We start from the raw sequence: 22,223 nt of genomic DNA, 5'->3' as shown, positions 1-22,223 counted from the left end.
ATCATCTTATCCAAGGAGAAAAATTTTGTGGGGAAAGCTGTTTATGACCACTAGTTTTAGATAATATTTCCCATTCCGATAAATCAAAATGATTACTTGCTGAATCTACTTCTAATTTCCTAACTGCCTTCCCATCCAAATACTCCCAATTGGTGCTGGAACCATCTTCTCCCCTTACACCATAAACATCATGCACTTGCCCATCTGAATCTTCTAATTCATATACATCGTCTCCATTACCAGATATATAATTCGTTACAAAATCTGCAGTCATATCAAAATCTACTTCGAAACCTTCATTAGCAATGATAAAGAATTCTTTTGCCTCCATTATATAACCTGATAAATCCACACCTCCAGAACTAGCATTACTAGAACCGTTTAAATATTTCTTTAATTTCCAACCACTTAAAGACACTGCTGAATCTCCGGCATTATATAGCTCCACAAACCTTGACCCAATATTGTTTTCAGGATCAGCCACTTCGGTTATTAGTATATTTATTTCAACCTCCTCACATGTTTCATAATCCTGATCAAACTCAACATCTTCTAAAGAACGTATTTGCATTTTTAATTGCTCCCCTTTGCGATACAATACCCCAGTAATTTCACCTTTCTTAATCGGAACTTTATTATTTGCAAAAGAAGCACTCCCTAAAGTTTCTAGCTCAATAAAATGAGATTCTTCACATGCTGAAAATTTCCTAGAAGCACTTTCAGTGCCTGAAAAATAGGCAAATGCTTTGCCTATTTCATTTTCTTTTAACTGAACCCCTTGAACCGTTACCAACGTATTTTGATATTTTTCTAAAGTCAATTCATCTAACCTCCTTTCTATCGGAATCATTTCATAATTTTCAGCAACCGTTTGTATATACCTATCTAAATTTTCCCCTTTAATAGGTCCAACGGTACCATCATCAAAAATTCCTATTGAAAATTGTCCATTTACCTTATCCAGGTACAAATAATTTAATTCCAAATAGACCTTATCCCCAACAGAAAATTTTTCAAAAAGATTCTCTTCGTCTATCAAAATTTTAAACCCTCCTTCAGGACTTTCAAATTCATCCTGTATGTAAAGTGTATTTGCAAAATTACCCTCTTGATCTGACGATATAACATATCCTTCAAAAACAAGATTTTTATCAACCCCAAATTCTACCACCTCATCTGTATACTTTGAAATAATTTCTTGATAAGATATTGTTGCAGCTGTTGATCTTATAATAGAGCAACGTTCATCGGTTAATTTCACATCATTTTCATCTCGCAAAGACAATTGAAACTCAGAATAATATTTTGTTAGCACCCCCTGTACATTACCTTTCCTATTTGGGATTTCAAAATTTTTAAAATCTGAAAAACCACTAATATTTATTTTTATTTTTCCGACAACATCACAACCATCGTTCACTTGGTATAATTGTCTCTCTTTATTTTTAGTTGAGGTGACATCTCCAAAGGACTTCCCAATATCTTCCTCTCCGAATTGTACTTTCTCCAACACTACCAATTTCTGAAGATGACTTTCGTTAATTTGTGATATCTGAATCGGCTGAGGCTCCACACTTTCAACCTCACAACTCCTTGTAAAATGATTAAATATTTCAGAAGACGGTATTCTCTCTATTTCACCAGCCACTGCTTTTCCTATTTGTAAAACACCTCTTCCATATCCAATAGAAAGGCCTTTTAATTTCACAAACACCTTTCTACCAACAGGGTAATGAGCATATAGGTTGCTTTTATCAATAGAGAATTGAATCCCGACCATGGGATTTCTTGGCGCATCTTGAATAGATAAAATTTTATACATATTTCCGGAAGCATCACTACTCACAACATAACCTGCCACAATTATTTCCGATTCGAATGTTGTTATCCCATATCCGGCCATCTCTAAAACCTGTATCATCGTATGTGTTTCTTTTATATTTTGATTTTCGCAAATAATATCCGGAACCTCGTGATGAACATCACAACTAATCAATAACAAACTAAAAATAAACACATATTTTATCATAACTAATAATTTTAGAACCTAACACTCAATATCATATAGTAACCTGTTCCGTTTTGTACCCAATACTTAGAACCAAACTGAGGCTGTTTCAACAAACTATCCTCCTTTAACTCTTGATAATTGGCTTTTCTGGCCTGCTCATAACCTCCCGTTTTATATAACTCCCCTAAAACATTTGTTAGACTCACAAAAAGTCCAATATATTTGTCTTTCAATTTCCAAGATTTCCCTCCCACCAAATTCAACAAGAATAAATCATCAAATTTCTCTTGTTCTAACAATTCAGAAATTTCGTCTTTTGTGATTTGCTCAGCATTATCACCCTCTGTAAACGGCACTCCATCTCCATCTAAATAAAAATTAGAAGTTCTTAACAAAGGCGAAATGGACAAGTAATGATTTTGTAAAAAATTTCCATTTACCGCTACCCACCAATAATCTGGGTTCCTATAATTGATGCCTAAAGAAAAAGCCTTTTCTGGAGTTCCTCCAATATGATATCCTTTCAAATAAGCACTCCCTAGATCCCCTTCATGAGAATCAAATAAATCCGTTTCAATTTTTAAATTCGGATTATTAGCATAAGTAAAACTCCCTATCGCTGAAACTATGTTTAAAGAAACCTCACTTGACAATTCTAAATCAATTCCTAATTCTAATCCAACATGACGTTTAGAAATATTGGCTAGAGACTGTCCAACAAAATCAGAATTATCTCCCTTCAAACCTTCAGCAAACAGAAATGAATTTTCAGTTCCCTGTGAGAAATAACTATAATATGCTGTTATTCTTGATTTAATTCTAGGAGCCCTATATTGATAATTAACATCCAACGTATTAATTTTTTCACTGGATAGATCACTGGTTATTTGGTTGCTTACCCTTACATTCGCATATACATTTTTTAAAGTTGGCGCTCTAGAAATAAAGGCAATATTGGAATACAACAAATGCCTACCTGAAAACTTATAAAGTGTGTTTAATTTTACGCTAAAATCATCAAAAAATATTTTACCTCCTGTTCCGTAAGACGAATTGGGATACTTTCCATTTTTAAAAAAACCCGTTCGCTCAAAACCAGTCTTAGCATAATTAACTGCCCCAACGAATTCAATTTTCTCTAATTTATAAGACGATTGCAAAAAAAGCTCTAACTCAGAAAAATTCACTTTGTAATTGTAGGAAAAAGAGTCTCCTAAAACGACTCTTCTATTGCTACTATTTAAATTATTTTGTGCCTTATCTCCCTGTTCAAAAGCATCTACATCCAAAAAACCACCACCCCCTAAATCATCAATTACTTTCGCATAATTAAAACTTACCAAAGATCGATAACCAACCCCTCCTTCGATTTTACCTTGCTCGCTAATCGTTTTTTTAAAAACAGAACGAAAATAAAATTGCTTGTCCTCTGTTCTATCCTCATACAAATAATAACTTGAATTTTGTACGGTTTGGTTTACACTATACAATTCAGACCAGTTTACTTGCCCATCTTCAACAAAGGTTTCTGACAGCCGATATGCCTCACCAAAATCACCAAAGCTCAGTGCAGCACTTGGTAAATATTTATAATAAGAAGGATCTGGACTGTTGACATTTGCATACCCCAGCCTACTAGCACTTACATAACCAAACTGATAAGAAATACTTGTATCCCATTGTGTGGTATTATTCACTTTATAACGGTGGGTACCTATTATAAGAGGCTCATTTACTTTCTGAATTCTAGAATTCCTAACTTCACCTTGTTGTCCTCCCCAATAAGAATTATATCTTCCTCCCTTTAAACCTATTACCTCCTGAGTATTTGCAGAAGACCTACCCCTTTGATTAAAAGCACTGATAAGGGTAAGCCCAACATAATGTGCAGCATTTATTTTTTTATCAATACTAACAAAGGCTGAATACGCAGAATAATTTGTACCCTCTATAGCCCCGCTATTGGCCGAGCGTGTGGAAAAAGAAAAAGCAAAAGACCAATTATTTTTCAAAAGCCCAGTGGCATGAGAAACCATAAATCTATTTTTATAACTACCATTACTCGTTGCATAAGACAATGAACTACTTGGTCTATACTCAGAAGCATTTGTTTTGAAATTCGTGACCCCTAAAACAGAACCAAAACTAACAGCTGAAGGCGCTACACCATAACTGAAACTAAAATTTCTTAGCACATCATTCAAGCCACCCCAATTACTCCAGTTAGGCCTACCTGTTTGAATTTTATTCATTTTTATTCCGTTGATCAAAACCGTCCCCTCACGACTGTCATATCCGCGAATTTTAAAACGAGCTTGTCCAAAATTAAAGGCGGCTGTGCGAACAAATACGTCTTTTGAAGACTGCAACAAACCTGTAATAATATTTGCCCCTCCAATATCATTATCTAACAAATCATCTTCTGATAGCTCCAATGTATTAGAATAGACAAACTCTTCCTCTTTAGGGATCAATGCAATAGTCCCTAAATACAGCTTGGAAGTCTGTGTGTTTTTTAATGAAAAATACTGAGTTTCAAAACCCTTTAGGATGAATTCTAAAACCAAATCACTCCGATCTTCAAGCTCCATAGAAAACTTACCTGAAACATCAGAATAAACATATATCCCTTGATTTGAAGCCAAGCGAATCAAAACAGAATCTGCGGCCGTATTGGAACGTGATTTTACAACAACTCCTTCAATTAATATTTTTTTTTGAGCATGAAAAACAGACACAAAACAAAATAAAAAGCAACAACAAAACACCTCACAACAAGATGAAGACCTTATCTTTTTCATATATTTTTTTAAATCATAGCTTATTTAAGTTACGAAAAAAAAATCCTAACTTTAATAGAAAAGCCAATGAGAAAAAAAATTTTATTCTTGATTTTTATACTATCGACTCAAATAAATTTTGGTCAAAAAAAGAAATACACCGTCCACACCATCGCTTTTTATAATCTAGAAAACTTATTTGACACCATTAATAATCCTTTAACCAATGATGAAGCGAGCCCGATAATGGAAATCAAAAGAAACCGGTCAAAAATTTATTTCAAAAAAATAAAAAATCTACAAAAAGTAATTTTAGAAATAGGTTATGAGAACACTAAAGCACCGCCAACTCTTTTAGGTGTTGCAGAAATAGAAACAAATTCTGTTTTGCATGATTTGATAAACACAAACCAAACCCTAAAAAACCAATACAACTATATTCACTATGACTCCCCTGACAAAAGAGGAATTGACGTTGCTTTAGTTTACAACAAAGAAAAATTTATTCCCATACATCATCATTCGTATGAATTAAAATTGTGGTCAAACAACGGATATAGAATCTACACAAGAGACCAGTTATTAGTTTCTGGCTACCTTGAAAACGAACTTACCCATATCATTGTAAATCATTGGCCCTCTAGAAGAGGTGGTGAAAAAAAAAGCAGAATTTTAAGAGAAAAAGCGGCCTTGCTAAACAAAAAAATATGTGATAGTATTTTCTCAAGTCACCCCAACTCAAAAATTATTTTAATGGGAGATCTCAACGACAATCCAACCAACTCAAGTTTAAAAGAAGTTTTAAAAACCAAAGAAATTAGCAAAACACCTAATGATACCCTTTTCTACAACCCTTATGAAACTCTTTATAAAAAAGGATTCGGAACTCTTGGATACAGAGACAACATACATCTATTTGACCAAATTATCATAAACGGTAAATTCCTATCAAAAAAATTCAAAACGCTAAACTTCTACCAGGCCCATATTTTCAATCCAAGTTACCTCACACAGCAAACCGGTAAATACAAAGGATATCCTTTTCGAAGTTTTGGCAATGGGAATTTTACAGAGGGTTATAGTGATCACTATCCTGTTTACATTTATTTAATCAAAGAACTAGAATAAAAACGCTAGTTTTACAAAAAAAGCTATGATAAAATACCTTTACAAAATCGCGTTTTTCGCGTTACTTATTGTTTCTTGTAACAATGATGAAAACTCTGGGAATGAAAACAACCTAATCGAAATTAGTAAAAAAATAAATGCCTTAGACCCTTCCGTTATTGGAGAGAATAACAATTCGCAAACCGCAGAGAAACTAAGACTACAAAAAACATCAATTGATTGTCAGCATACAGAAACTTATACTGAGAACCATAACGGTGTGACATATTCTTCCTCAATTTCTTATTTTGATGAAAACATGAATACCGCAACTAATTGCATCCAATACAACCAAGGTTCATTTTTACTATATTACACAAAAGAGAGTCACATAACTACGGGTCCAGACTTTGAATATAAATTCAACAGCACTAAAGAACGTAGACAGGAAATCAACACCAATTTGATCGAAATAACATCTAATGAAAACTTAACAGGAACACTAAACTTTGATGGAAGTATTTTTAACATCCTTGAAGGAAGCTATTTACACCTGTTCTACTCATTTAACCTAACTGATGTTTCTGAAGAGTTTGATCCACAAATAAACATCAAGTACCTCTTTGAATTTGAAGCAAAAAACTCTACATATCATTTTGAAATGATAGTGAATTATCAAGACTTTTTAGAAATTGAAACTTCTGAAGAATTAGAGCTTACAATGGACTACCCCTTATATGATAGAACAAATACTCAAATCGGAGTTATCACCTATGTATCAGATTTTGAAACTGAAAAAGAATACTTCAGACTTTACGATTTAGACGGAAATTTAGTAGAATAGTTTTACTCCTGAAACCATCATTAAAAAGCCTTTTCTAAACACAGAAGAGGCTTTTCTGTTTTTTGTTATTCAAGCCCACTGTTATCGTGCAAATTTGTACTTTTGTAACTTCATTTTTTAAATGAACCTAAAAAATATGGATACCGCAAAAAAAATATTAATTAAAATTGGCTCTAATGTGCTTACACTTGCCTCTGGCTTGCCAGACAAGGAACGTATTGCTCATATTGTAACACAAGTAGCTGATTTAAAAAAAGCGGGATTTCAGGTTATTTTAGTTTCTTCTGGAGCGGTAGCCGCGGGGAGGAGTATTGCAAATGTAAAAAGCTCAAATGCCGTTAGCCAACGTCAGGTTTTAGCATCCATCGGCCAAATAGAGTTAATGGGAATTTACAACAAAGAGTTTATTCATCATAACCTTCTATGTTCTCAGGTATTGGTTACTAAAGAATCTTTTAGAACGCGCCAGCATTATCTGAACATCAAAAACTGTTTGGATGCTTTGTTAGAAAATAACATCACTCCAATTATCAATGAAAACGACGTGGTTTCTGTTACAGAATTAATGTTTACAGATAATGATGAGTTATCTGGACTGGTAGCTTCTATGATTTCTGCTGAGAGTTTGATATTGCTGTCTAATGTAGATGGAATTTTTACTGCTCACCCTAATGAACCTGGAGCTGAACTCATCAAAGAATACAAAGATGAAACCGTTGATTTAGAAAATGCAGTATCAGATATCAAATCGGAATTTGGACGTGGAGGAATGCTTACCAAAGCGAATACCGCTAAACAAATAGCAAGTCTTGGTATCGATGTTTATATTGGAAATGGTAACAAAAACAATATTGTAAACGCCTTATTACAAAAAGAAACAGGTACTTTTTTCAAAGCCTCAGAATCAAACACTTCTCCAATAAAAAAATGGGTAGCCCAAGCCGGAGACTTTAGTGAAGCTAAAATTATCATTAACAAAGGAGCCAAAGAAGCCTTATTATCTTCCAATGCAAGTAGTGTTCTTCCCGTTGGGGTAGTAGCAATTGAAGGCTCTTTTAAAAAAGGAGACGTTATCAACATTGTTGATGAGGACAAAAATAATATTGGCCTAGGAAAAGTAGCATACGATTCCGAAGAAGCTAATGCATACATTGGACAAAGAGATCATAATGCACTTGTACATTACAATTATCTTTTCCTGAATTAAAACCGAGTTCTATAACTCAAATGCAATTTATTGCAGTAAAAAAACATTAAGATGAACACACAAGATACATTTAAAGCCGTAAAAAAAGCCAGTAGAGAGTTGGTTTCATTATCTACGGAAACTATCAATACAGTTCTACAAGAACTTGCCGAATTAGCAGTTGCTAGGACTGAAGAAATTTTAACAGAAAACAAAAAAGATTTAGACAGAATGGATAAAAACGATCCTAAATACGATCGTTTATTGTTATCTGAAGAAAGAATAAAGGGAATCTCTCAAGACATTATCAATGTTTCTAACTTGACTAGTTCTGTAGGAGAGATTTTATCTAAAAAAGAACTTGAAAACGGTCTGAAAATCTCAAAGGTAAGAGTTCCTATGGGAGTTATCGGAATCATTTATGAAGCGCGTCCAAATGTTTCTTTTGATGTTTTCTCACTTTGCTTTAAAACACAGAATGCATGTATTTTAAAAGGAGGTAGCGATGCAGAATTTTCTAACAAAGTAATTGTTGGCATCATAAAAGAAGTTTTAGAAAAACACAATATAAACACAGATGTGGTTACGTTGTTACCAACAGACAGAAAGGCTACTGCAGAAATGCTTGAAGCTACTGAATATGTTGATTTGATTATTCCAAGAGGAAGTCAAGGTTTGATCAACTTTGTAAGAGATAACGCAAAAGTACCGGTTATTGAAACGGGAGCAGGAATCGTTCATACTTATTTTGACGCGAGTGGAGATATTGAAAAAGGTAAAAATATTGTTGTAAACGCGAAAACCAGAAGAGTGAGTGTTTGTAACGCCTTAGATTGCCTTTTGATTCATGAAAACAGATTGGAAGACCTAACTACCATCACCAATGCACTGATTGAAAAGGAAACAGAAATCTATGCTGACGCAAAAGCCTTCGAAAGCATTAAAGGATCATACCCAGAAAATTTATTACATATTGCTGATGAAACCCATTTTGGTACAGAATTTTTGTCGAATAAAATGTCTATCAAAACCGTAGCGGATTTAAATGAAGCTGTGAGTCATATTGCTGACTATAGCTCTAAGCACAGTGAAGCTATTGTTGCCGAAGATGAAGCCGTAATAGAAACCTATCTAAACAATGTGGATGCGGCAGCAGTGTATGCAAATAGTTCAACCGCATTTACTGATGGTGCTCAGTTTGGACTCGGTGCAGAAATTGGAATCAGTACACAAAAATTACACGCACGTGGACCAATGGCATTAGAGGAAATTACAACCTACAAATGGATTGTAAGAGGCGACGGTCAAATAAGAAGCTAAGAAGTATAATTTAAAATACCCGCAATTCTGTTGCGGGTATTTTTTTTGATGTTTATCTTTACTTAAAAAAGATGCATTTTTTCTTAGACCATCATGAATCAAAATTACCGGATGTAAAAACAACTATTTTTACAACCATGAGCCAGCTGGCTAAAGAAAATAATGCCATCAACTTATCTCAAGGGTTCCCTGATTTTGATTGCCCTAAACTACTTCTTGAAGAAACACAAAAGGCTCTCATGTCAAATCACGATCAATATGCCCCGATGGCAGGATCTATGGCCTTAAGAGAAGAAATTTCAAAAAAAACAGAAACCTGTTATCAGCAATCCTATTGCCCAGATTCTGAAATAACCATTACGGCAGGTGCCACTCAAGCACTCTACACTGCCATTTCTGCTTTTATAAAACCAAAGGACGAGGTAATTGTCATAAAACCGTCTTACGACTGTTATGAGCCAGCTATTCAAGTAAATGGTGGTATTACCATAAAATTTCAACTTTCAGCCCCGAACTACAAGGTAAACTGGACAGAGTTTTCAAAAAAAATAACAGCACAAACAAAAATGATCATTCTAAATAGTCCCAACAACCCCAGTGGTACTATTCTTGAAAAATCTGATCTGTTAGCTTTAGAGAAAATCGTAAAAAACACCTCCATTCTTTTACTTTGTGATGATGTTTACGAACATATTATTTATGACGGAAATCAACATCAAAGTGCTTGCATGTTTCAAGAGCTAAAAAAAAGAGCGATTATATGCTCCTCATTTGGGAAAACCTACCATATCACTGGTTGGAAAATTGGATATTGCATGGCTCCCAAAGAACTGATGCAAGAATTCAGGAAAGTACACCAATACAATGTTTTTAGTGTGCATCACCCCTCTCAAGTAGCTTTGACAAATTTTTTAAATAAATCTGACGATTATCTATACCTTCATGAGTTTTACCAAGAGAAAAGAGATTTCTTTTTAAATCTCATCCAAGGATCAAATTTTGAGTTCACGCCAACAGAGGGAACTTATTTTCAATTATTAAATTACTCTAAAATCACAGATGAAAATGATATGGAATACGCACAGCGGCTTGTAAAAGAGCATAAAATTGCAGCCATACCATTTTCTCCTTTCAATACAGTATCAAACCATAAAGTGTTACGATTTTGCTTTGCTAAAAAAAATGACACTTTAGAAAAAGCGGCAGAAATATTATGCAAGATCAATTAAAAGTACATCTTATCCAATCCGACACAATTTGGAAAAACATAACAGAAAATCTAGAAAACATTAGCCAAAAAATCAGTCAGATTACAGAACCTACTGATATTATTATACTACCTGAAATGTTTAGCACTGGGTTCGTTATGAACCCTTCGGAAGTTGCAGAACCCATGGATGGCATTGCCGTTACTTGGATGATTGATACTGCAAAATCAAAAGATTGCGCAATTGCAGGAAGTTTAAGCATCAAAGAAAAAAACAAATTTTACAACCGTTTCGTTTTTGTTTTCCCTTCAGGAAAAATTGAATACTACGACAAAAAACACTTGTTCTCTCATGCCGGAGAAAACAAGATATACACCGCTGGAACGGAAAGAAAAATAATTGAATACAAAGGATGGAAAATTGCGCCTTTTATTTGTTATGATTTACGATTCCCAGTTTGGTCTAGAAATACCGAAAATTATGATATTGCAATTTATGTAGCAAACTGGCCTAAACCGAGAATTAATGCATGGGACCTATTATTAAAAGCAAGAGCCATTGAAAATATTTGTTACACTATTGGCGTAAACAGAATTGGTACAGATGCAAATCACCTTGAATATATTGGACATTCCCAAATAATAAACCCTCTAGGGAACCACATAAAAAAATCTAGCATTCCTGTAGAGGAAATCATATGTACCACTCTGTATAAAGCTGAAATTTTAAAATGCAGAAAGGATTTCAAATTTTTGGAAGATAGAGATCAGTTTCAATTAAAAGAATAGCATATGTACCAATTAAGCAATAATAATATTCAGATCAAGATTAACAAAACGGGAGCCGAATTATCCAGTATTGTATCTTTAAAAAACAACAAAGAATACCTTTGGAGAGGTGATGCAAAATTTTGGGGAGGACAAGCACCTATTCTTTTTCCTTTTGTTGGAAGGTTAAAAGAAGATACTTTTATTGAAAACAACCGAAAATACTACCAAAAACAACACGGATTTTTTAGAAGAAGTGATGCTATAGAATTCATTGACAAAACAGATTCAAAAATAACATTCTCTTTAAAACATTCAGAAAAAACCCTAGAGGTTTACCCCTATGAATTTGAATTTAAAACAAGCTATCATCTTGTAGAAAACAAAATCCAGATTCAGCATACGGTTACAAACCTTGGAAACAAAAACATGTATTTTTCTATCGGAGAGCACCCAGCTTTTAACTGCTCTCTACAAAATTCAGATGAAAGTTATGAAAACTGCTTTTTAGAATTTGAACATCCTGAAACAGACAGTACATGGAACATAAATGAAGATGGCCTTTTAGATGGAACTACCAGGAAATTTTTAAACGACACAAAGATATTACACCTTAATAAAAATACTTTTGATAAGGATGCGCTCGTTTTTAAAAACTTAAGATCAAACAAAGTAACTATAGGGAATAATGCAGAAGGCGCATTAATTACAGTTGAATTTAATGACTTCCCTTATCTTGGAATTTGGTCTAAGCCCAATGCTCCTTTTGTGTGTATTGAACCTTGGCAAGGTTACGCAGATTCTAGTCAAAGCAATCAAAAAATTGAAGATAAAGAAGCCATAACTATGCTAGAACCAGGAAAAGAACATATTGCCCGCTTCTCGATAGAAATTCACATTTAAAGCAATAAAAAACCCTTACTAAATCAGTAAGGGTTTTTATGTATTATTTTACAACCAATGGATTCATCCACTTGAATTTGTAATCCGTATCAGGCACCGTTATTCTTTGTGCTATTCTCATCATTCTCTCAGGCAAACGCATTAAATAAGTTCTAGCTTTATCAGCCTCTGGAGTCAACCCAGTAAACTTATCGATTTCCCAAGCTTTTAATAATTTCTCCAAAATATCAATATAATCAAATGCTGAATAAACACCTGAACGTTGTGCTACATCAGAAAACTTATCAAACAAAGAGGCTTTTTGACCATAAGATTCTCTTAAGTACATTGCCGGCATTTCAATCTTATGTTTCATCATATCACAAAATGCAATCATCATTTCTGATGGATCCACTGCAAATATTTGGCGGATAAATTCAACATAAGCCAAATGATGTCTCATTTCATCTCCTGCGATAATTTTTGACATTTTTGCCAAACCTTTCATTCCCGCTTTACGAGCAATTTTTGCCACATTGTTATGAGAAACATATGTTGCTAATTCTTGAAAACTTGTATAAACAAAAGTTTTATAAGGATCTCTTGCAGTACCAATATCAAAACCATCTGCTACTAAATGCTGTGTTGTAATTTCAACTTCACGCATATTTACACGACCTGAAAGATAAATGTATTTATTCAAAACATCTCCATGTCGATTCTCTTCAGCAGTCCATCTACGAATCCAACTAGACCAACCTTTTTGTTCTCCATGCTGATCTATACCGTCCAAATCTAACAACCATGACTCGTACGTTGGTAACGCCTCTTCCGTAATCATATCTCCAACCAAAGACACCCAAAAATCATCATCTAAATCCTTAGATAACTCTCTAATTTCCTTTACTTCATCAATAAAAGTATCTGATTGAGGGTTTGGTAAAAAATCTGTAGGCTGCCATATCTCTTCCGGAGAAATCAAAAACTTACCAAAAGTAGTTTCGATATCTTTTTCCAGAGTTAACATAACCTCTTTACGAACGTTGTTTATTGACATAATATTCTTTTAAATCTGCTTATAGCTTACAAAGTTACTGAGTTTTTTATAGTTTCCTCTACTTTTTGAAATAAATCATTAAATTCCATAGATTTCACAGCAATAGGCTCATGAGTTTCCAAGGTCATATGAACCCCAATACCTAATGGAAATGCTCCGTTTCTAACCAACTTCCAAGAATTATTTATGGTTAAAGGTACTACATATGCAGAGGGAGCATACTTGCTAATTATTTTCAAACCATTGACCGAAAATGGCTTTGGTGTTCCGTCTTTACTCCTAGTACCTTCAGGAAAAATAACACCCGCCCAATTATTCGCTTCCAGTTTTTTTCCGAATTTAGCTAATGCAGTAAGTGCTTGTTTAGGATCGTCTCGATCAATCAACACAGATCCACCATTTCTTAAGTTAAAAGACACACTCGGAATTTTTGCACCTAATTCTTTTTTAGAAACAAATTTTGTGTGGTATTTTCTGAAGTACCATGATATTGGTGAAATTTCATGTGCACTTTGATGATTAGAAACAATGATCAAAGGAACTCCTTCAGGAATTTCTGCCTTTTTAGTAAAAGTAATCCTTGTACCCAAGACGTATAAAGTCCACAATAAAAAATAATTTAGCAGATCTACTGATTTTTTATGTGCAGTATATCCAAATACATTCAAACAAAACCATTGAATGGGATGAAATATACAGATAATAAAACCGAACAGTAAATAATGTATTACTGAAAGGGGATATGCAACTATTTTTTTCATTCTAATCTAATTTATTCCACATCTATTAGAACCACTGGCCCCATGGAATTCTCGTTAAAATCAAGACTAAAGCCACCCCATAAAATATTACAAAGGTTTTGAATTTAGAAGCGTCTTCTGTTTGTTTCTTATGCTTAGACCAACCTACTGTTATCAAAGCAATCGCTAAAATCATTGTAATTGGATGCTCTACAGCTAACAATCTAGTTTCAGCATTTTTCATAATCGTACCCATACCAGTAACTTTCATTGCTTTATATACAGGAGACATAAAATACCACCCTAAACCAATTAATAATTGAATGTGTGAGACGATTAATGTAAACAAACCTAAACGAAGGTCTTTGTCTTTAAATTCCTTTTTAGAAGTGTAACCAATTATTGCATTTACAACTGCTACAACTAAAATTAACAATACTAAATAAGCCCAATAAGAATGTACTTGTTTCATAATTTTTTTAAATTTTTCTGATTACAAATGTACTAAAAAGTAGTTTGCTATATTTTTAATTTAACTGAAACATTTTTTTAAAAAAACACTTGTAAAAAAGGCTCAAAAGGTGATGCATAAATGTTTGTATTTTCATTATACAAAACATCATAACGCACCCCTAAAATTACATTTCCCATACGATAACCTGCACCAAAGAACAAAGCTTGATAGTTATAATTATCTTTGAATTCCTTGCCAGCAAAGTTTCTTGTTTGAGTTACAAAAACCTGTTCCAACTCTGTTGACAATTGAATTTGACGAATCGGAGTATAAAACGCTAACAGTGAACCTCCATAATTTATCAAACTAACATCCACTTCTTTGTAATCTACAAATCCAAAACTAATTGCGGCACCTGCAGCAAATTTCTCATTGAATTGATAAATCGCGGCTGGCGCAACCGTAATACTAGTGGCATTGCTTGAAAACTCTAAACCTAACCTACCTCCATATCGCATATTATCCCATGAAAAATCATTACTTGATTTATTTTGGGCCATGCTTACAGTAGCTACCATTAAAAACAAAACTCCTAGAAAAACTTTCTTTTTTACAAACATCTCTTTTTTTTTGCGCAATATCAACATTCTTAACCTTACAGAAAAACGATTTCAAATTTAAAATGTATCTTTAGTAGACACAATAAAAAAGCTACCATGAAAATATTCTACACAAACTTTTTTTACATTTCCCTACTGATCCTTTCATTTGGCTGCTCAAAAGACTCTACTGAAACTGACCCTCCAGAAATAGTTTATGAAACCGCCACATTGCATACTCATAACTTTATCAATTCAGATATAAATATTGACTGGCATCAAGACTCAAAACTTTTGGTCGAGAATCAAGCCTACGCATTTGGTGGTACAACAGACATTAAATGGGAAGAAAATAAAAATAGTTTTTCTATTGCCACATATAACAATGCAGACGAATCCGTAGTTGCAACTGTACAAGCTACAGTTTCCGAAGGAAATAGCTATTCTTGTTATGCATATGGAACGGCAGGAAACGAATCTATTTTGTTCAGTGAAAATAACACTACACAACCACAATCCGGAAGTGTTCGCGTACAATTCATGAACCTTTACCATAATTTAGGTGGTGTAGATATTTATATTGGAGGAGAAACTACAAATCACAAAGTAGTGACCAATTTGACCTATGGTGGTAAAAGTGATTATTTTGAATTTACGAAAGCCACAATAGATGCTAGAATTATAGTTACAAACACGGGAGTTGCACCAAACACAGATACCAATTTAATCAATATTGTCAATAATGATGGCCACACAGTTGATAAAATATATATTGATGTCTTGGCAGGAATAAATTTTGACAGTACTTCAAAACTCAGTTTTTTTGAAACACCACAAAACTAAAAACAAAAAGGCTTTCAAATAAATGAAAGCCTTTTTTTAATTCTTTAATTTATTAAGAATTGTATTTTTCAGCATAAATTTTATTTGCTAAAACCTTACCTAATTCTACTCCCCATTGGTCGTAGCTATAGATATTCCAAACAATCCCTTGCACAAATATTTTATGCTCATACATAGAGATTAATTTCCCTAAAGATGCTGGAGTCAATTTTTTGATCAAAATTGAATTACTTGGTTTGTTTCCTGCAAATACTTTAAATGGTACTACTGCATCCGCTGTTTTACCTTCTGCTACAACTTCTTCTTTGGTCTTACCATTACACAAAGCTTCTTGCTGTCCGTAGTAATTAGACATTAATTTGTTATGGTGTTCCGTTTTACCGTATAAAGACTCTTCATATCCAATAAAATCACAAGGAATTAATTTAGTCCCTTGGTGTACCAATTGCATAAAGGCATGTTGCATATTTGTACCTGTACTTCCCCAAACAATAGTTCCTGTTTGGTAATCTATGGTGTCTCCATTTCTATCAACACTTTTTCCATTACTTTCCATGATCGCTTGTTGCAAGTATGGAGTTAATTTTTCTAAATATTGAGAATATGGTAAAATCGCTTCTGACTCTGCTCCGTAAAAATTATTATACCAAACGCTTAATAAAGCTAATACCACTGGTATATTTTCTTCAAAATCTGCAGTTTCAAAATGAGTATCCATCTCTTCAGCACCTTCCAATAACGATTTAAAGTTATCAAAACCGATCGCCAAACTGATAGACAATCCTACGGCACTCCATAGAGAAAAACGACCTCCTACCCAGTTCCACATTGTGAAAACATTAGAAGCATCAATACCAAAATCAGCAACTGCTTGCGCATTTGTAGAAACTGCAGCAAAATGTTTTGCAACATCTGCCTCGGTTGCAGACTCTAAGAACCAGCTTTTGATTGTTTGAGCGTTCGTTATTGTTTCTTGTGTTGTAAACGTTTTAGAAACTATTAAAAATAATGTTGTTTCTGGATTTAAGTTTTTGATCACTTCAGAAACATGATCCCCATCTACATTAGATACAAAATGTACATCCAATGGAGTTTTATAATATTTCAAAGCATCTACAACCATTTGAGGTCCTAAATCAGATCCTCCGATACCAATGTTCACAACATCTGTAATCGATTTTCCAGTATACCCTTTCCAGTCACCAGAGACTACAGTATTTGTAAAGTCTTTTATTTTAGACAAAGTTTCTTGTACATCTTCAACAACATTCTCACCTTCAACAACAACTGCTTTATCTGCTTTGCATCTTAATGCCGTATGCAATACTTCTCTACCTTCTGTTGCATTGATTTTTGCACCACCAAAATAGCTAGAAATGGCACCTTTTAAATCAACCTCATCTGCCAACTCTACTAACAATTTCATTGTTGTAGCGTCAATTCTATTCTTTGAGAAATCAACATTGAAATCATTGTTCTCAATAGAAAATTCTTCTTTCCTGTTACTGTTCGCAGCAAACAGCTCTCTCAAATGAACATCTTTGGTGTCATTATAGTGTTTTGCTAATTTTTCCCATGCTTGGGTTTTCGATGGATTTACATTTTTTAATGCCATAATTTCGAATGTTTACTTTGTTTTGATTTTTTATTCCTCAAATTTCATATCATCCAATTCTTCTTTTATTGACTCGATGAATTCTAAATAATGAGGTTTTATTGATTTTTTCATTGGCTCTGCAGCCGGTAATTTTTGTTTCAAAGGATCAACTTGTACGCCATTTTTCCAAAAACGATAACACACATGCGGTCCTGAAGTACTTCCTGTCATTCCTACAGTTCCAATAACCTGTCCTTGTTTCACATAATCCCCAACCTTCACTTTTCGTTGTTTCATATGCAAATATTGGGTTGAATAGGTTGAATTATGTCTTATTTTCACATAATTACCATTGGCACCCTTGTATCGAGATTCAATAACCCTACCATTTGCTGTACTCATAATTGGACTTCCAACTGGAGCTGCAAAATCAGTCCCTTTATGCGCCTTAACTCTTCCGTAATGCGCTATTTTTCTTTTTAAATTATACCTTGAAGATATTCTACTAAATTTTAAAGGAGCCTTTAAAAACGCGCGTCTCAAGTGATGTGCCTCTTCATCGTAATATTCTTCAATTTGCATGATAGAATCCGCCACATAGCTAAATGCATAAAAAGGTTTCCCGACATGTTCAAAATATGCTGCTTTGATATTCCCTATTCCAGCAGGAATTGTATCATCTATAAATTTTTGTTCATAAATTACTTTAAACTTATCATTCTTTTGCAACCTGAAAAAGTCAATCGTCCAAGCATAAATCTCCGACAAATCATTAGCAAGAACAGGGTTTACACCTTGAGAATCTAAAGATTGTGACAAAGAACTTGTGATGACTCCTTGTCCCTTTTTTATAATCGTGGTAACTTTTCTTTTTCCTTTTTCGGCTGTTATCACAGAATCTTTAAAATCTACTACTGTATAGTTTATCAAATCATTTTGATAAATAAACACCTGCGCTTTTTCTGTAGAGTCTTTTTTTGCTAAAATTGTATAAGGTTTCCCTGCTCTCAAACGACGTACATCGAAAGTGCTTTTAATTTTTTTAGAAATTTCTAGAATTTTAGGATACCAAATATGATGACGATCTAATATTTCTCCAAAGCTTTCACCATGGTTGATCGTATCATGAATTACCTTATAATTATCTAGATTGTACCCAAATTTAATCGTTGGTTTTTTAACTTCTTGAGCAACCTCAGGATCTTTGGAACTAGAAGTCTCATCAGAACATGAAATAAAAAAAATTGCGGCGATTAAAAATAAATACGAAAATCTCAAAAGGTAACTTTTTAGTAAGGCGCAAATTTACGTTTTTTCTATTTATTTTTCAGGAAAAGAATGACTCAATCCTTTGTAACTTGTTAAATCCATTTTCGCTGAACCAACTGCTAAAGAGGCTTTCATTCTAATCGGAATTTTATTCTTATCTGCCGATATCCAAATAGTTAAACTTTCGTTCTCTTTAAATATTCTTCCCTTCTGCACATAAGGTCTAAATTTATAACAAGGTATTTTTCCATATTTTGAAGAAACAACCTCATTGCCCAATAATTTTAATTTAAAAGCAAACATCTCTCCATCAATAAAAATTTTCAACTTGATGGATTCGCCCACCTTCATCGTATCAATTTTAGTGGCCCTCATTTTATAAAATGCCGATAATATATCTTGCACATCCGCAATAGGATAATTTTTTGTGGTATTGTATTTATGATCCTCAACCCTAGCGCTGTCTTTTTCATAATCAAAATAGATATCTCTACTTAACTTATAACCGCCCTCTTTTACTCTTCGCACAAAATGATCCGGTGCAAGTGTCTTTTTATTCACAAAAGACTCGTACTGATCTCTTACCTTAAAGAACATGTTTGTGACACCAACAGTCCATCCTTTTCCTACAAAATGATAAGCATCATCCTTCTCAGAAACCGCCAAAGTAGCATAGCCTGCATTTACAAAACCATAGTGTACACGATATTTTAACTCTTCTCCATCCTGAAAAACTTTTTCTTTGTTTTGAGAACGAGCAAAAACAGCCAAGAACAAGAATATGGTAACTATAAATTTCTGCATAATGATTTCATTTTCCATAACTATGGCAATTTCAATGCCAAAATTAAAAAGGCTTAACGAAGTTATCGCTAAGCCTTATAAATATATAATTTTTGTTTTTAAGAAAATCTTAAAATTACATTATGCTACTAATATCAATTACTTTTTCTATTTGAGGTGCATGCTTTTTAACAGAAGCCTCCACTCCATTTCTAAGTGTCATTTGATTGATTGAACATCCAACACATGCTCCTTCTAACTTCACAGTTACTATATTATCCTCTATAGAAACTAGAGATATATTCCCTCCATCAGAAATTAAAAAAGGACGAATTTCTTCCAATGCTTTTTCAACCGTTGCTGTTAATTCTTGTGTTTCCATTTTTATATTTTGATTTATATCTAATTATTTTTTCGGAGAACACCCGCTCATTGTTGTAATTTTCACAACTTCTGTTTCAGGTAACTCTTCATTTCTTATCAATAACTGAGATAACATATTCTTTGTAATCTCATTGAAAGCTGTTTCTAAAACTGTATTTTCTTGCAATGCAACTGGACGTCCTACATCTCCCGCCTCTCTAATGCTTTGCACTAAAGGTACCTCACCGATAAATGCAGTATCAATATCCTCTGCTAAGTTTTTAGCTCCATCTTGTCCAAAGATATAATATTTATTTTCAGGAAGCTCCGCTGGAGTAAAATAACTCATATTCTCAACAATTCCCAAAACGGGTACTTTGATATTTTTTTGTTGAAACATTGCAACCCCTTTTTTCGCATCTGCCAACGCAATATTTTGAGGTGTGCTCACTACAACAGCTCCTGTAATTGGTAATGCTTGAACAATTGATAAATGGATATCCCCTGTTCCTGGAGGCAAATCAATTAACAAAAAATCTAATTCTCCCCAAGCAGCATCAAAAATCATTTGATTCAACGCCTTGGAAGCCATAGGACCTCTCCAAATAACTGCTTCATTTGGATTTGTAAAAAACCCTAGAGAAAGTAGTTTTACTCCGTAGTTTTCAACAGGTTTCATTTTAGAACGACCATCAACGTTTACAGAAATCGGCTTCTCTTGGGCCACATCAAACATTAAGTGCATAGAAGGCCCATAAACATCGGCATCTAAAACACCTACTTTGAATCCCATTTTTGCTAAAGAAATAGCTGTATTTGCAGTAATCGTAGATTTACCTACTCCACCTTTACCTGATGCTATTGCGATGATATTTTGAATACCTGGTAATTTTTTACCTTTAATTAAATTCGGATTTTCCTGTTCCTCTTTTGTTTTTTCAACGGCTTTTGTTGCAACATTCACTTTTACAACCGCCTTTTCTGAAACATTTTCAACAATTACTTTCGTAATTTCTGACTCAATTTTCTTCTTTGCTTGTAAGGTAGGATTTCCAATTTCTACATCTACTACTACCTCTTCTCCAAAAATAACAATGTTCTTAACATTATTATTCTCTATCAAACTTTTCCCCTCACCAGGTGCAGTGATTGTTTCTAATACCTTTTGTATATCTTCTTTAAGAATGCTCATATTTCTGAAAATTTATGAGTGCAAAGATAGCTTGAAAACTTTAAAAATGAATACTCACATGCAACTATTCTTACCCTACTAAAACCTGGTCGTTGTAGAAATAAAAATAACTAGCTATTCAATAAACAAGTCAGGTAACTCTTCTGACGGATCCCAAAATACTTCTTTGAAGTTTTGAATTTGCAATTCCTTCACTTCTATTCCTTCACTTTCCAATAGCTGTTGCATCAGATTCGTTCCCTCAAAATGATGTTTCCCTGTAAGCACTCCTTTTCTATTTACAACTCTGTGTGCTGGAATAGAAATATCCCCGTGAGAAGCATTCATAGCCCAACCAACCATTCTAGCCGATCTTGCAGCTCCCAAATATTTGGCTATAGCCCCATAACTTGTAACCCTACCAAAAGGCACTTTCTTTGCAACGAAGTAACATTTTTCAAAAAAATTTAAATCCTTCATCTATTCTGCAAATACTAGTTCATGATCAACCAACAAAGGCTCATTGTTAAAGCGTAAAAATAATTGAGCTACAGCAATCGTATCTTTTTCACAGTATTTAGCAATCCTCTCAAGGTTCTTCTCTTGATAATATACATTTGCAACCTGACTGCCATCAATATCATCTTTAGGTGATGGAATTTCTAAAATCGTAGTTAATAGTTTCAGGGAGGTATAATGTTTAAAATCCCCAAACTTCCACATTTCCAAGGTATCTAGATGAGGAACTTCCCATGGTTTTTTTCCAAATAAATTCAATTTAACAGGAAGTTCTATACCCTTAATTATCATGCGTCTTGCAATAAAGGGAAAATCAAATTCTTTACCATTATGACCACATAACAAATGTTTTGGCCCATTGAAATGATGCTCTAACAACTCTTTAAAATCTTTGAGCAGTACCTCCTCATCATTTCCGTAAAAAGACTTTACCCTAAAAGAACGCTCAGAATTTTGACTGACGAAATAACCAACCGAAATACATACAATTTTACCAAACTCCGCCCAAACTCCAGCTTTCTCATAAAATTCCTCCACCGGAATTTCTGTCTCTAAAGAAGTTTTAGGCTTCCTTTGATAATTAGTTTTAAGAGCAAATAATTCTTTTTTGATATCGGACAGATCAGAGAACTTCTCTACCTCTGGAACAGTTTCGATGTCTAAAAAAAGTATATTTTCTTTGGATACAGGAAGATTCATAGCACGTTTTCTATTAAAGCTACA

22 protein-coding genes are annotated in these 22,223 nt (G+C 33.8%); 9 read left to right on the top strand and 13 right to left on the bottom strand.

What is annotated here, in order from left to right; translation table 11 throughout:
- Position 1: 1 nt before the first annotated feature.
- Complete coding sequence (locus tag AC2DZ0_RS11340; RefSeq protein WP_484641856.1) at positions 2-2,029, bottom strand: DUF5689 domain-containing protein; 2,028 nt, start codon at positions 2,027-2,029, stop codon at positions 2-4.
- Between the two features lie 11 nt (positions 2,030-2,040).
- The gene (locus AC2DZ0_RS11335) at positions 2,041-4,656 is read right to left on the bottom strand and encodes a TonB-dependent receptor (RefSeq protein WP_484641855.1); all 2,616 of its coding nucleotides are present in this window, start codon (positions 4,654-4,656) and stop codon (positions 2,041-2,043) included.
- Between AC2DZ0_RS11335 and AC2DZ0_RS11330 the strand changes: the two genes are divergently transcribed.
- The 8 genes from AC2DZ0_RS11330 (at position 4,647) to AC2DZ0_RS11295 (ending at position 12,126) form a co-directional block, all read left to right on the top strand.
- A complete protein-coding gene (locus AC2DZ0_RS11330; protein WP_484641853.1) occupies positions 4,647-4,976 on the top strand; it encodes a hypothetical protein in 330 nt (109 codons plus the stop codon). The genes AC2DZ0_RS11335 and AC2DZ0_RS11330 overlap by 10 nt on opposite strands.
- A complete protein-coding gene (locus AC2DZ0_RS11325; protein WP_484641852.1) occupies positions 4,879-5,919 on the top strand; it encodes an endonuclease/exonuclease/phosphatase family protein in 1,041 nt (346 codons plus the stop codon). Before AC2DZ0_RS11330 ends, AC2DZ0_RS11325 begins: the two co-directional genes overlap by 98 nt.
- Before the next feature lie 25 nt (positions 5,920-5,944).
- Entirely contained in the window at positions 5,945-6,742 is a 798-nt protein-coding gene (locus AC2DZ0_RS11320) for a hypothetical protein (RefSeq protein WP_484641850.1), read from the top strand.
- A gap of 136 nt (positions 6,743-6,878) precedes the next feature.
- Positions 6,879-7,949, top strand: a complete 1,071-nt coding sequence (proB, locus tag AC2DZ0_RS11315) for a glutamate 5-kinase (protein ID WP_484490169.1) — start codon at positions 6,879-6,881, stop codon at positions 7,947-7,949.
- Positions 7,950-8,000: 51 nt separating this feature from the next.
- Positions 8,001-9,248 carry a glutamate-5-semialdehyde dehydrogenase gene (locus AC2DZ0_RS11310; protein ID WP_484641849.1) on the top strand — a complete coding sequence of 416 codons (1,248 nt, stop codon included), beginning with the start codon at positions 8,001-8,003 and terminating at the stop codon, positions 9,246-9,248.
- Positions 9,249-9,319: 71 nt separating this feature from the next.
- Positions 9,320-10,477: a methionine aminotransferase gene (locus AC2DZ0_RS11305; RefSeq protein WP_484641848.1), complete on the top strand. Its 1,158-nt coding sequence runs from the start codon at positions 9,320-9,322 to the stop codon at positions 10,475-10,477.
- A complete protein-coding gene (locus tag AC2DZ0_RS11300) occupies positions 10,462-11,244 on the top strand; it encodes an amidohydrolase (protein WP_484641847.1) in 783 nt (260 codons plus the stop codon). Before AC2DZ0_RS11305 ends, AC2DZ0_RS11300 begins: the two co-directional genes overlap by 16 nt.
- A 3-nt stretch (positions 11,245-11,247) precedes the next feature.
- Positions 11,248-12,126, top strand: a complete 879-nt coding sequence (locus tag AC2DZ0_RS11295; protein ID WP_484641845.1) for an aldose 1-epimerase family protein — start codon at positions 11,248-11,250, stop codon at positions 12,124-12,126.
- Between the two features lie 43 nt (positions 12,127-12,169).
- On the opposite strand, the gene AC2DZ0_RS11290 is transcribed toward AC2DZ0_RS11295, so the two are convergent.
- From AC2DZ0_RS11290 to AC2DZ0_RS11275, 4 genes are all read right to left on the bottom strand, one after another.
- The gene (locus AC2DZ0_RS11290; protein WP_484490164.1) at positions 12,170-13,162 is read right to left on the bottom strand and encodes an acyl-ACP desaturase; all 993 of its coding nucleotides are present in this window, start codon (positions 13,160-13,162) and stop codon (positions 12,170-12,172) included.
- 26 nt (positions 13,163-13,188) lie between these two features.
- A complete protein-coding gene (locus AC2DZ0_RS11285) occupies positions 13,189-13,923 on the bottom strand; it encodes a lysophospholipid acyltransferase family protein (RefSeq protein ID WP_484641844.1) in 735 nt (244 codons plus the stop codon).
- 25 nt (positions 13,924-13,948) lie between these two features.
- On the bottom strand, positions 13,949-14,374 hold the full coding sequence (locus AC2DZ0_RS11280) for a hypothetical protein (protein ID WP_484490162.1): 426 nt from the start codon (positions 14,372-14,374) through the stop codon (positions 13,949-13,951).
- A 77-nt stretch (positions 14,375-14,451) separates the two neighbouring features.
- A complete protein-coding gene (locus tag AC2DZ0_RS11275; RefSeq protein ID WP_484641843.1) occupies positions 14,452-14,976 on the bottom strand; it encodes a hypothetical protein in 525 nt (174 codons plus the stop codon).
- 96 nt (positions 14,977-15,072) lie between these two features.
- On the opposite strand from AC2DZ0_RS11275, the gene AC2DZ0_RS11270 reads away from it, so the two are divergent.
- Entirely contained in the window at positions 15,073-15,798 is a 726-nt protein-coding gene (locus AC2DZ0_RS11270) for a DUF4397 domain-containing protein (RefSeq protein ID WP_484641841.1), read from the top strand.
- Between the two features lie 52 nt (positions 15,799-15,850).
- Here AC2DZ0_RS11270 and pgi read toward each other — a convergent pair whose 3' ends face one another.
- The 7 genes from pgi to AC2DZ0_RS11235 all read right to left on the bottom strand — a co-directional run bounded on the left by pgi (position 15,851) and on the right by AC2DZ0_RS11235 (position 22,199).
- Positions 15,851-17,413: a glucose-6-phosphate isomerase gene (gene pgi, locus AC2DZ0_RS11265; RefSeq protein WP_484641840.1), complete on the bottom strand. Its 1,563-nt coding sequence runs from the start codon at positions 17,411-17,413 to the stop codon at positions 15,851-15,853.
- Positions 17,414-17,443: 30 nt separating this feature from the next.
- Positions 17,444-18,673, bottom strand: a complete 1,230-nt coding sequence (locus AC2DZ0_RS11260; protein ID WP_484641839.1) for a peptidoglycan DD-metalloendopeptidase family protein — start codon at positions 18,671-18,673, stop codon at positions 17,444-17,446.
- Between the two features lie 42 nt (positions 18,674-18,715).
- Positions 18,716-19,468: a DUF3108 domain-containing protein gene (locus tag AC2DZ0_RS11255; protein WP_484641838.1), complete on the bottom strand. Its 753-nt coding sequence runs from the start codon at positions 19,466-19,468 to the stop codon at positions 18,716-18,718.
- 115 nt (positions 19,469-19,583) lie between these two features.
- Positions 19,584-19,829, bottom strand: coding sequence for a NifU family protein (locus tag AC2DZ0_RS11250; RefSeq protein ID WP_484641836.1), 246 nt, complete (start codon positions 19,827-19,829; stop codon positions 19,584-19,586).
- A 24-nt stretch (positions 19,830-19,853) separates the two neighbouring features.
- Positions 19,854-21,002 (bottom strand): Mrp/NBP35 family ATP-binding protein, encoded by a 1,149-nt coding sequence (locus AC2DZ0_RS11245; RefSeq protein ID WP_300325549.1) that lies wholly within the window; start codon positions 21,000-21,002, stop codon positions 19,854-19,856.
- Positions 21,003-21,116: 114 nt separating this feature from the next.
- Positions 21,117-21,461 carry an MGMT family protein gene (locus AC2DZ0_RS11240; RefSeq protein WP_484641835.1) on the bottom strand — a complete coding sequence of 115 codons (345 nt, stop codon included), beginning with the start codon at positions 21,459-21,461 and terminating at the stop codon, positions 21,117-21,119.
- Positions 21,462-22,199: a 3'-5' exonuclease gene (locus AC2DZ0_RS11235; RefSeq protein WP_484641834.1), complete on the bottom strand. Its 738-nt coding sequence runs from the start codon at positions 22,197-22,199 to the stop codon at positions 21,462-21,464. It lies immediately after the preceding gene.
- Positions 22,200-22,223: the final 24 nt, after the last annotated feature.

The sequence above is a fragment of the Flavicella sp. IMCC45668 genome, assembly GCF_057219105.1.
This window is presented reverse-complemented; position numbering and strand designations above follow the sequence as displayed.

Coding starts and splice junctions, on each gene's coding strand:
- AC2DZ0_RS11340 (WP_484641856.1), bottom strand. CDS start 2,029: ATGATAAAATATGTGTTTATTTTTAGTTTGTTATTGATTAGTTGTGAT.
- AC2DZ0_RS11325 (WP_484641852.1), top strand. CDS start 4,879: ATGAGAAAAAAAATTTTATTCTTGATTTTTATACTATCGACTCAAATA.
- AC2DZ0_RS11320 (WP_484641850.1), top strand. CDS start 5,945: ATGATAAAATACCTTTACAAAATCGCGTTTTTCGCGTTACTTATTGTT.
- proB (WP_484490169.1), top strand. CDS start 6,879: ATGGATACCGCAAAAAAAATATTAATTAAAATTGGCTCTAATGTGCTT.
- AC2DZ0_RS11310 (WP_484641849.1), top strand. CDS start 8,001: ATGAACACACAAGATACATTTAAAGCCGTAAAAAAAGCCAGTAGAGAG.
- AC2DZ0_RS11305 (WP_484641848.1), top strand. CDS start 9,320: ATGCATTTTTTCTTAGACCATCATGAATCAAAATTACCGGATGTAAAA.
- AC2DZ0_RS11300 (WP_484641847.1), top strand. CDS start 10,462: ATGCAAGATCAATTAAAAGTACATCTTATCCAATCCGACACAATTTGG.
- AC2DZ0_RS11295 (WP_484641845.1), top strand. CDS start 11,248: ATGTACCAATTAAGCAATAATAATATTCAGATCAAGATTAACAAAACG.
- AC2DZ0_RS11290 (WP_484490164.1), bottom strand. CDS start 13,162: ATGTCAATAAACAACGTTCGTAAAGAGGTTATGTTAACTCTGGAAAAA.
- AC2DZ0_RS11285 (WP_484641844.1), bottom strand. CDS start 13,923: ATGAAAAAAATAGTTGCATATCCCCTTTCAGTAATACATTATTTACTG.
- AC2DZ0_RS11280 (WP_484490162.1), bottom strand. CDS start 14,374: ATGAAACAAGTACATTCTTATTGGGCTTATTTAGTATTGTTAATTTTA.
- AC2DZ0_RS11275 (WP_484641843.1), bottom strand. CDS start 14,976: ATGTTTGTAAAAAAGAAAGTTTTTCTAGGAGTTTTGTTTTTAATGGTA.
- AC2DZ0_RS11270 (WP_484641841.1), top strand. CDS start 15,073: ATGAAAATATTCTACACAAACTTTTTTTACATTTCCCTACTGATCCTT.
- pgi (WP_484641840.1), bottom strand. CDS start 17,413: ATGGCATTAAAAAATGTAAATCCATCGAAAACCCAAGCATGGGAAAAA.
- AC2DZ0_RS11255 (WP_484641838.1), bottom strand. CDS start 19,468: ATGCAGAAATTTATAGTTACCATATTCTTGTTCTTGGCTGTTTTTGCT.
- AC2DZ0_RS11250 (WP_484641836.1), bottom strand. CDS start 19,829: ATGGAAACACAAGAATTAACAGCAACGGTTGAAAAAGCATTGGAAGAA.
- AC2DZ0_RS11245 (WP_300325549.1), bottom strand. CDS start 21,002: ATGAGCATTCTTAAAGAAGATATACAAAAGGTATTAGAAACAATCACT.
- AC2DZ0_RS11240 (WP_484641835.1), bottom strand. CDS start 21,461: ATGAAGGATTTAAATTTTTTTGAAAAATGTTACTTCGTTGCAAAGAAA.
- AC2DZ0_RS11235 (WP_484641834.1), bottom strand. CDS start 22,199: ATGAATCTTCCTGTATCCAAAGAAAATATACTTTTTTTAGACATCGAA.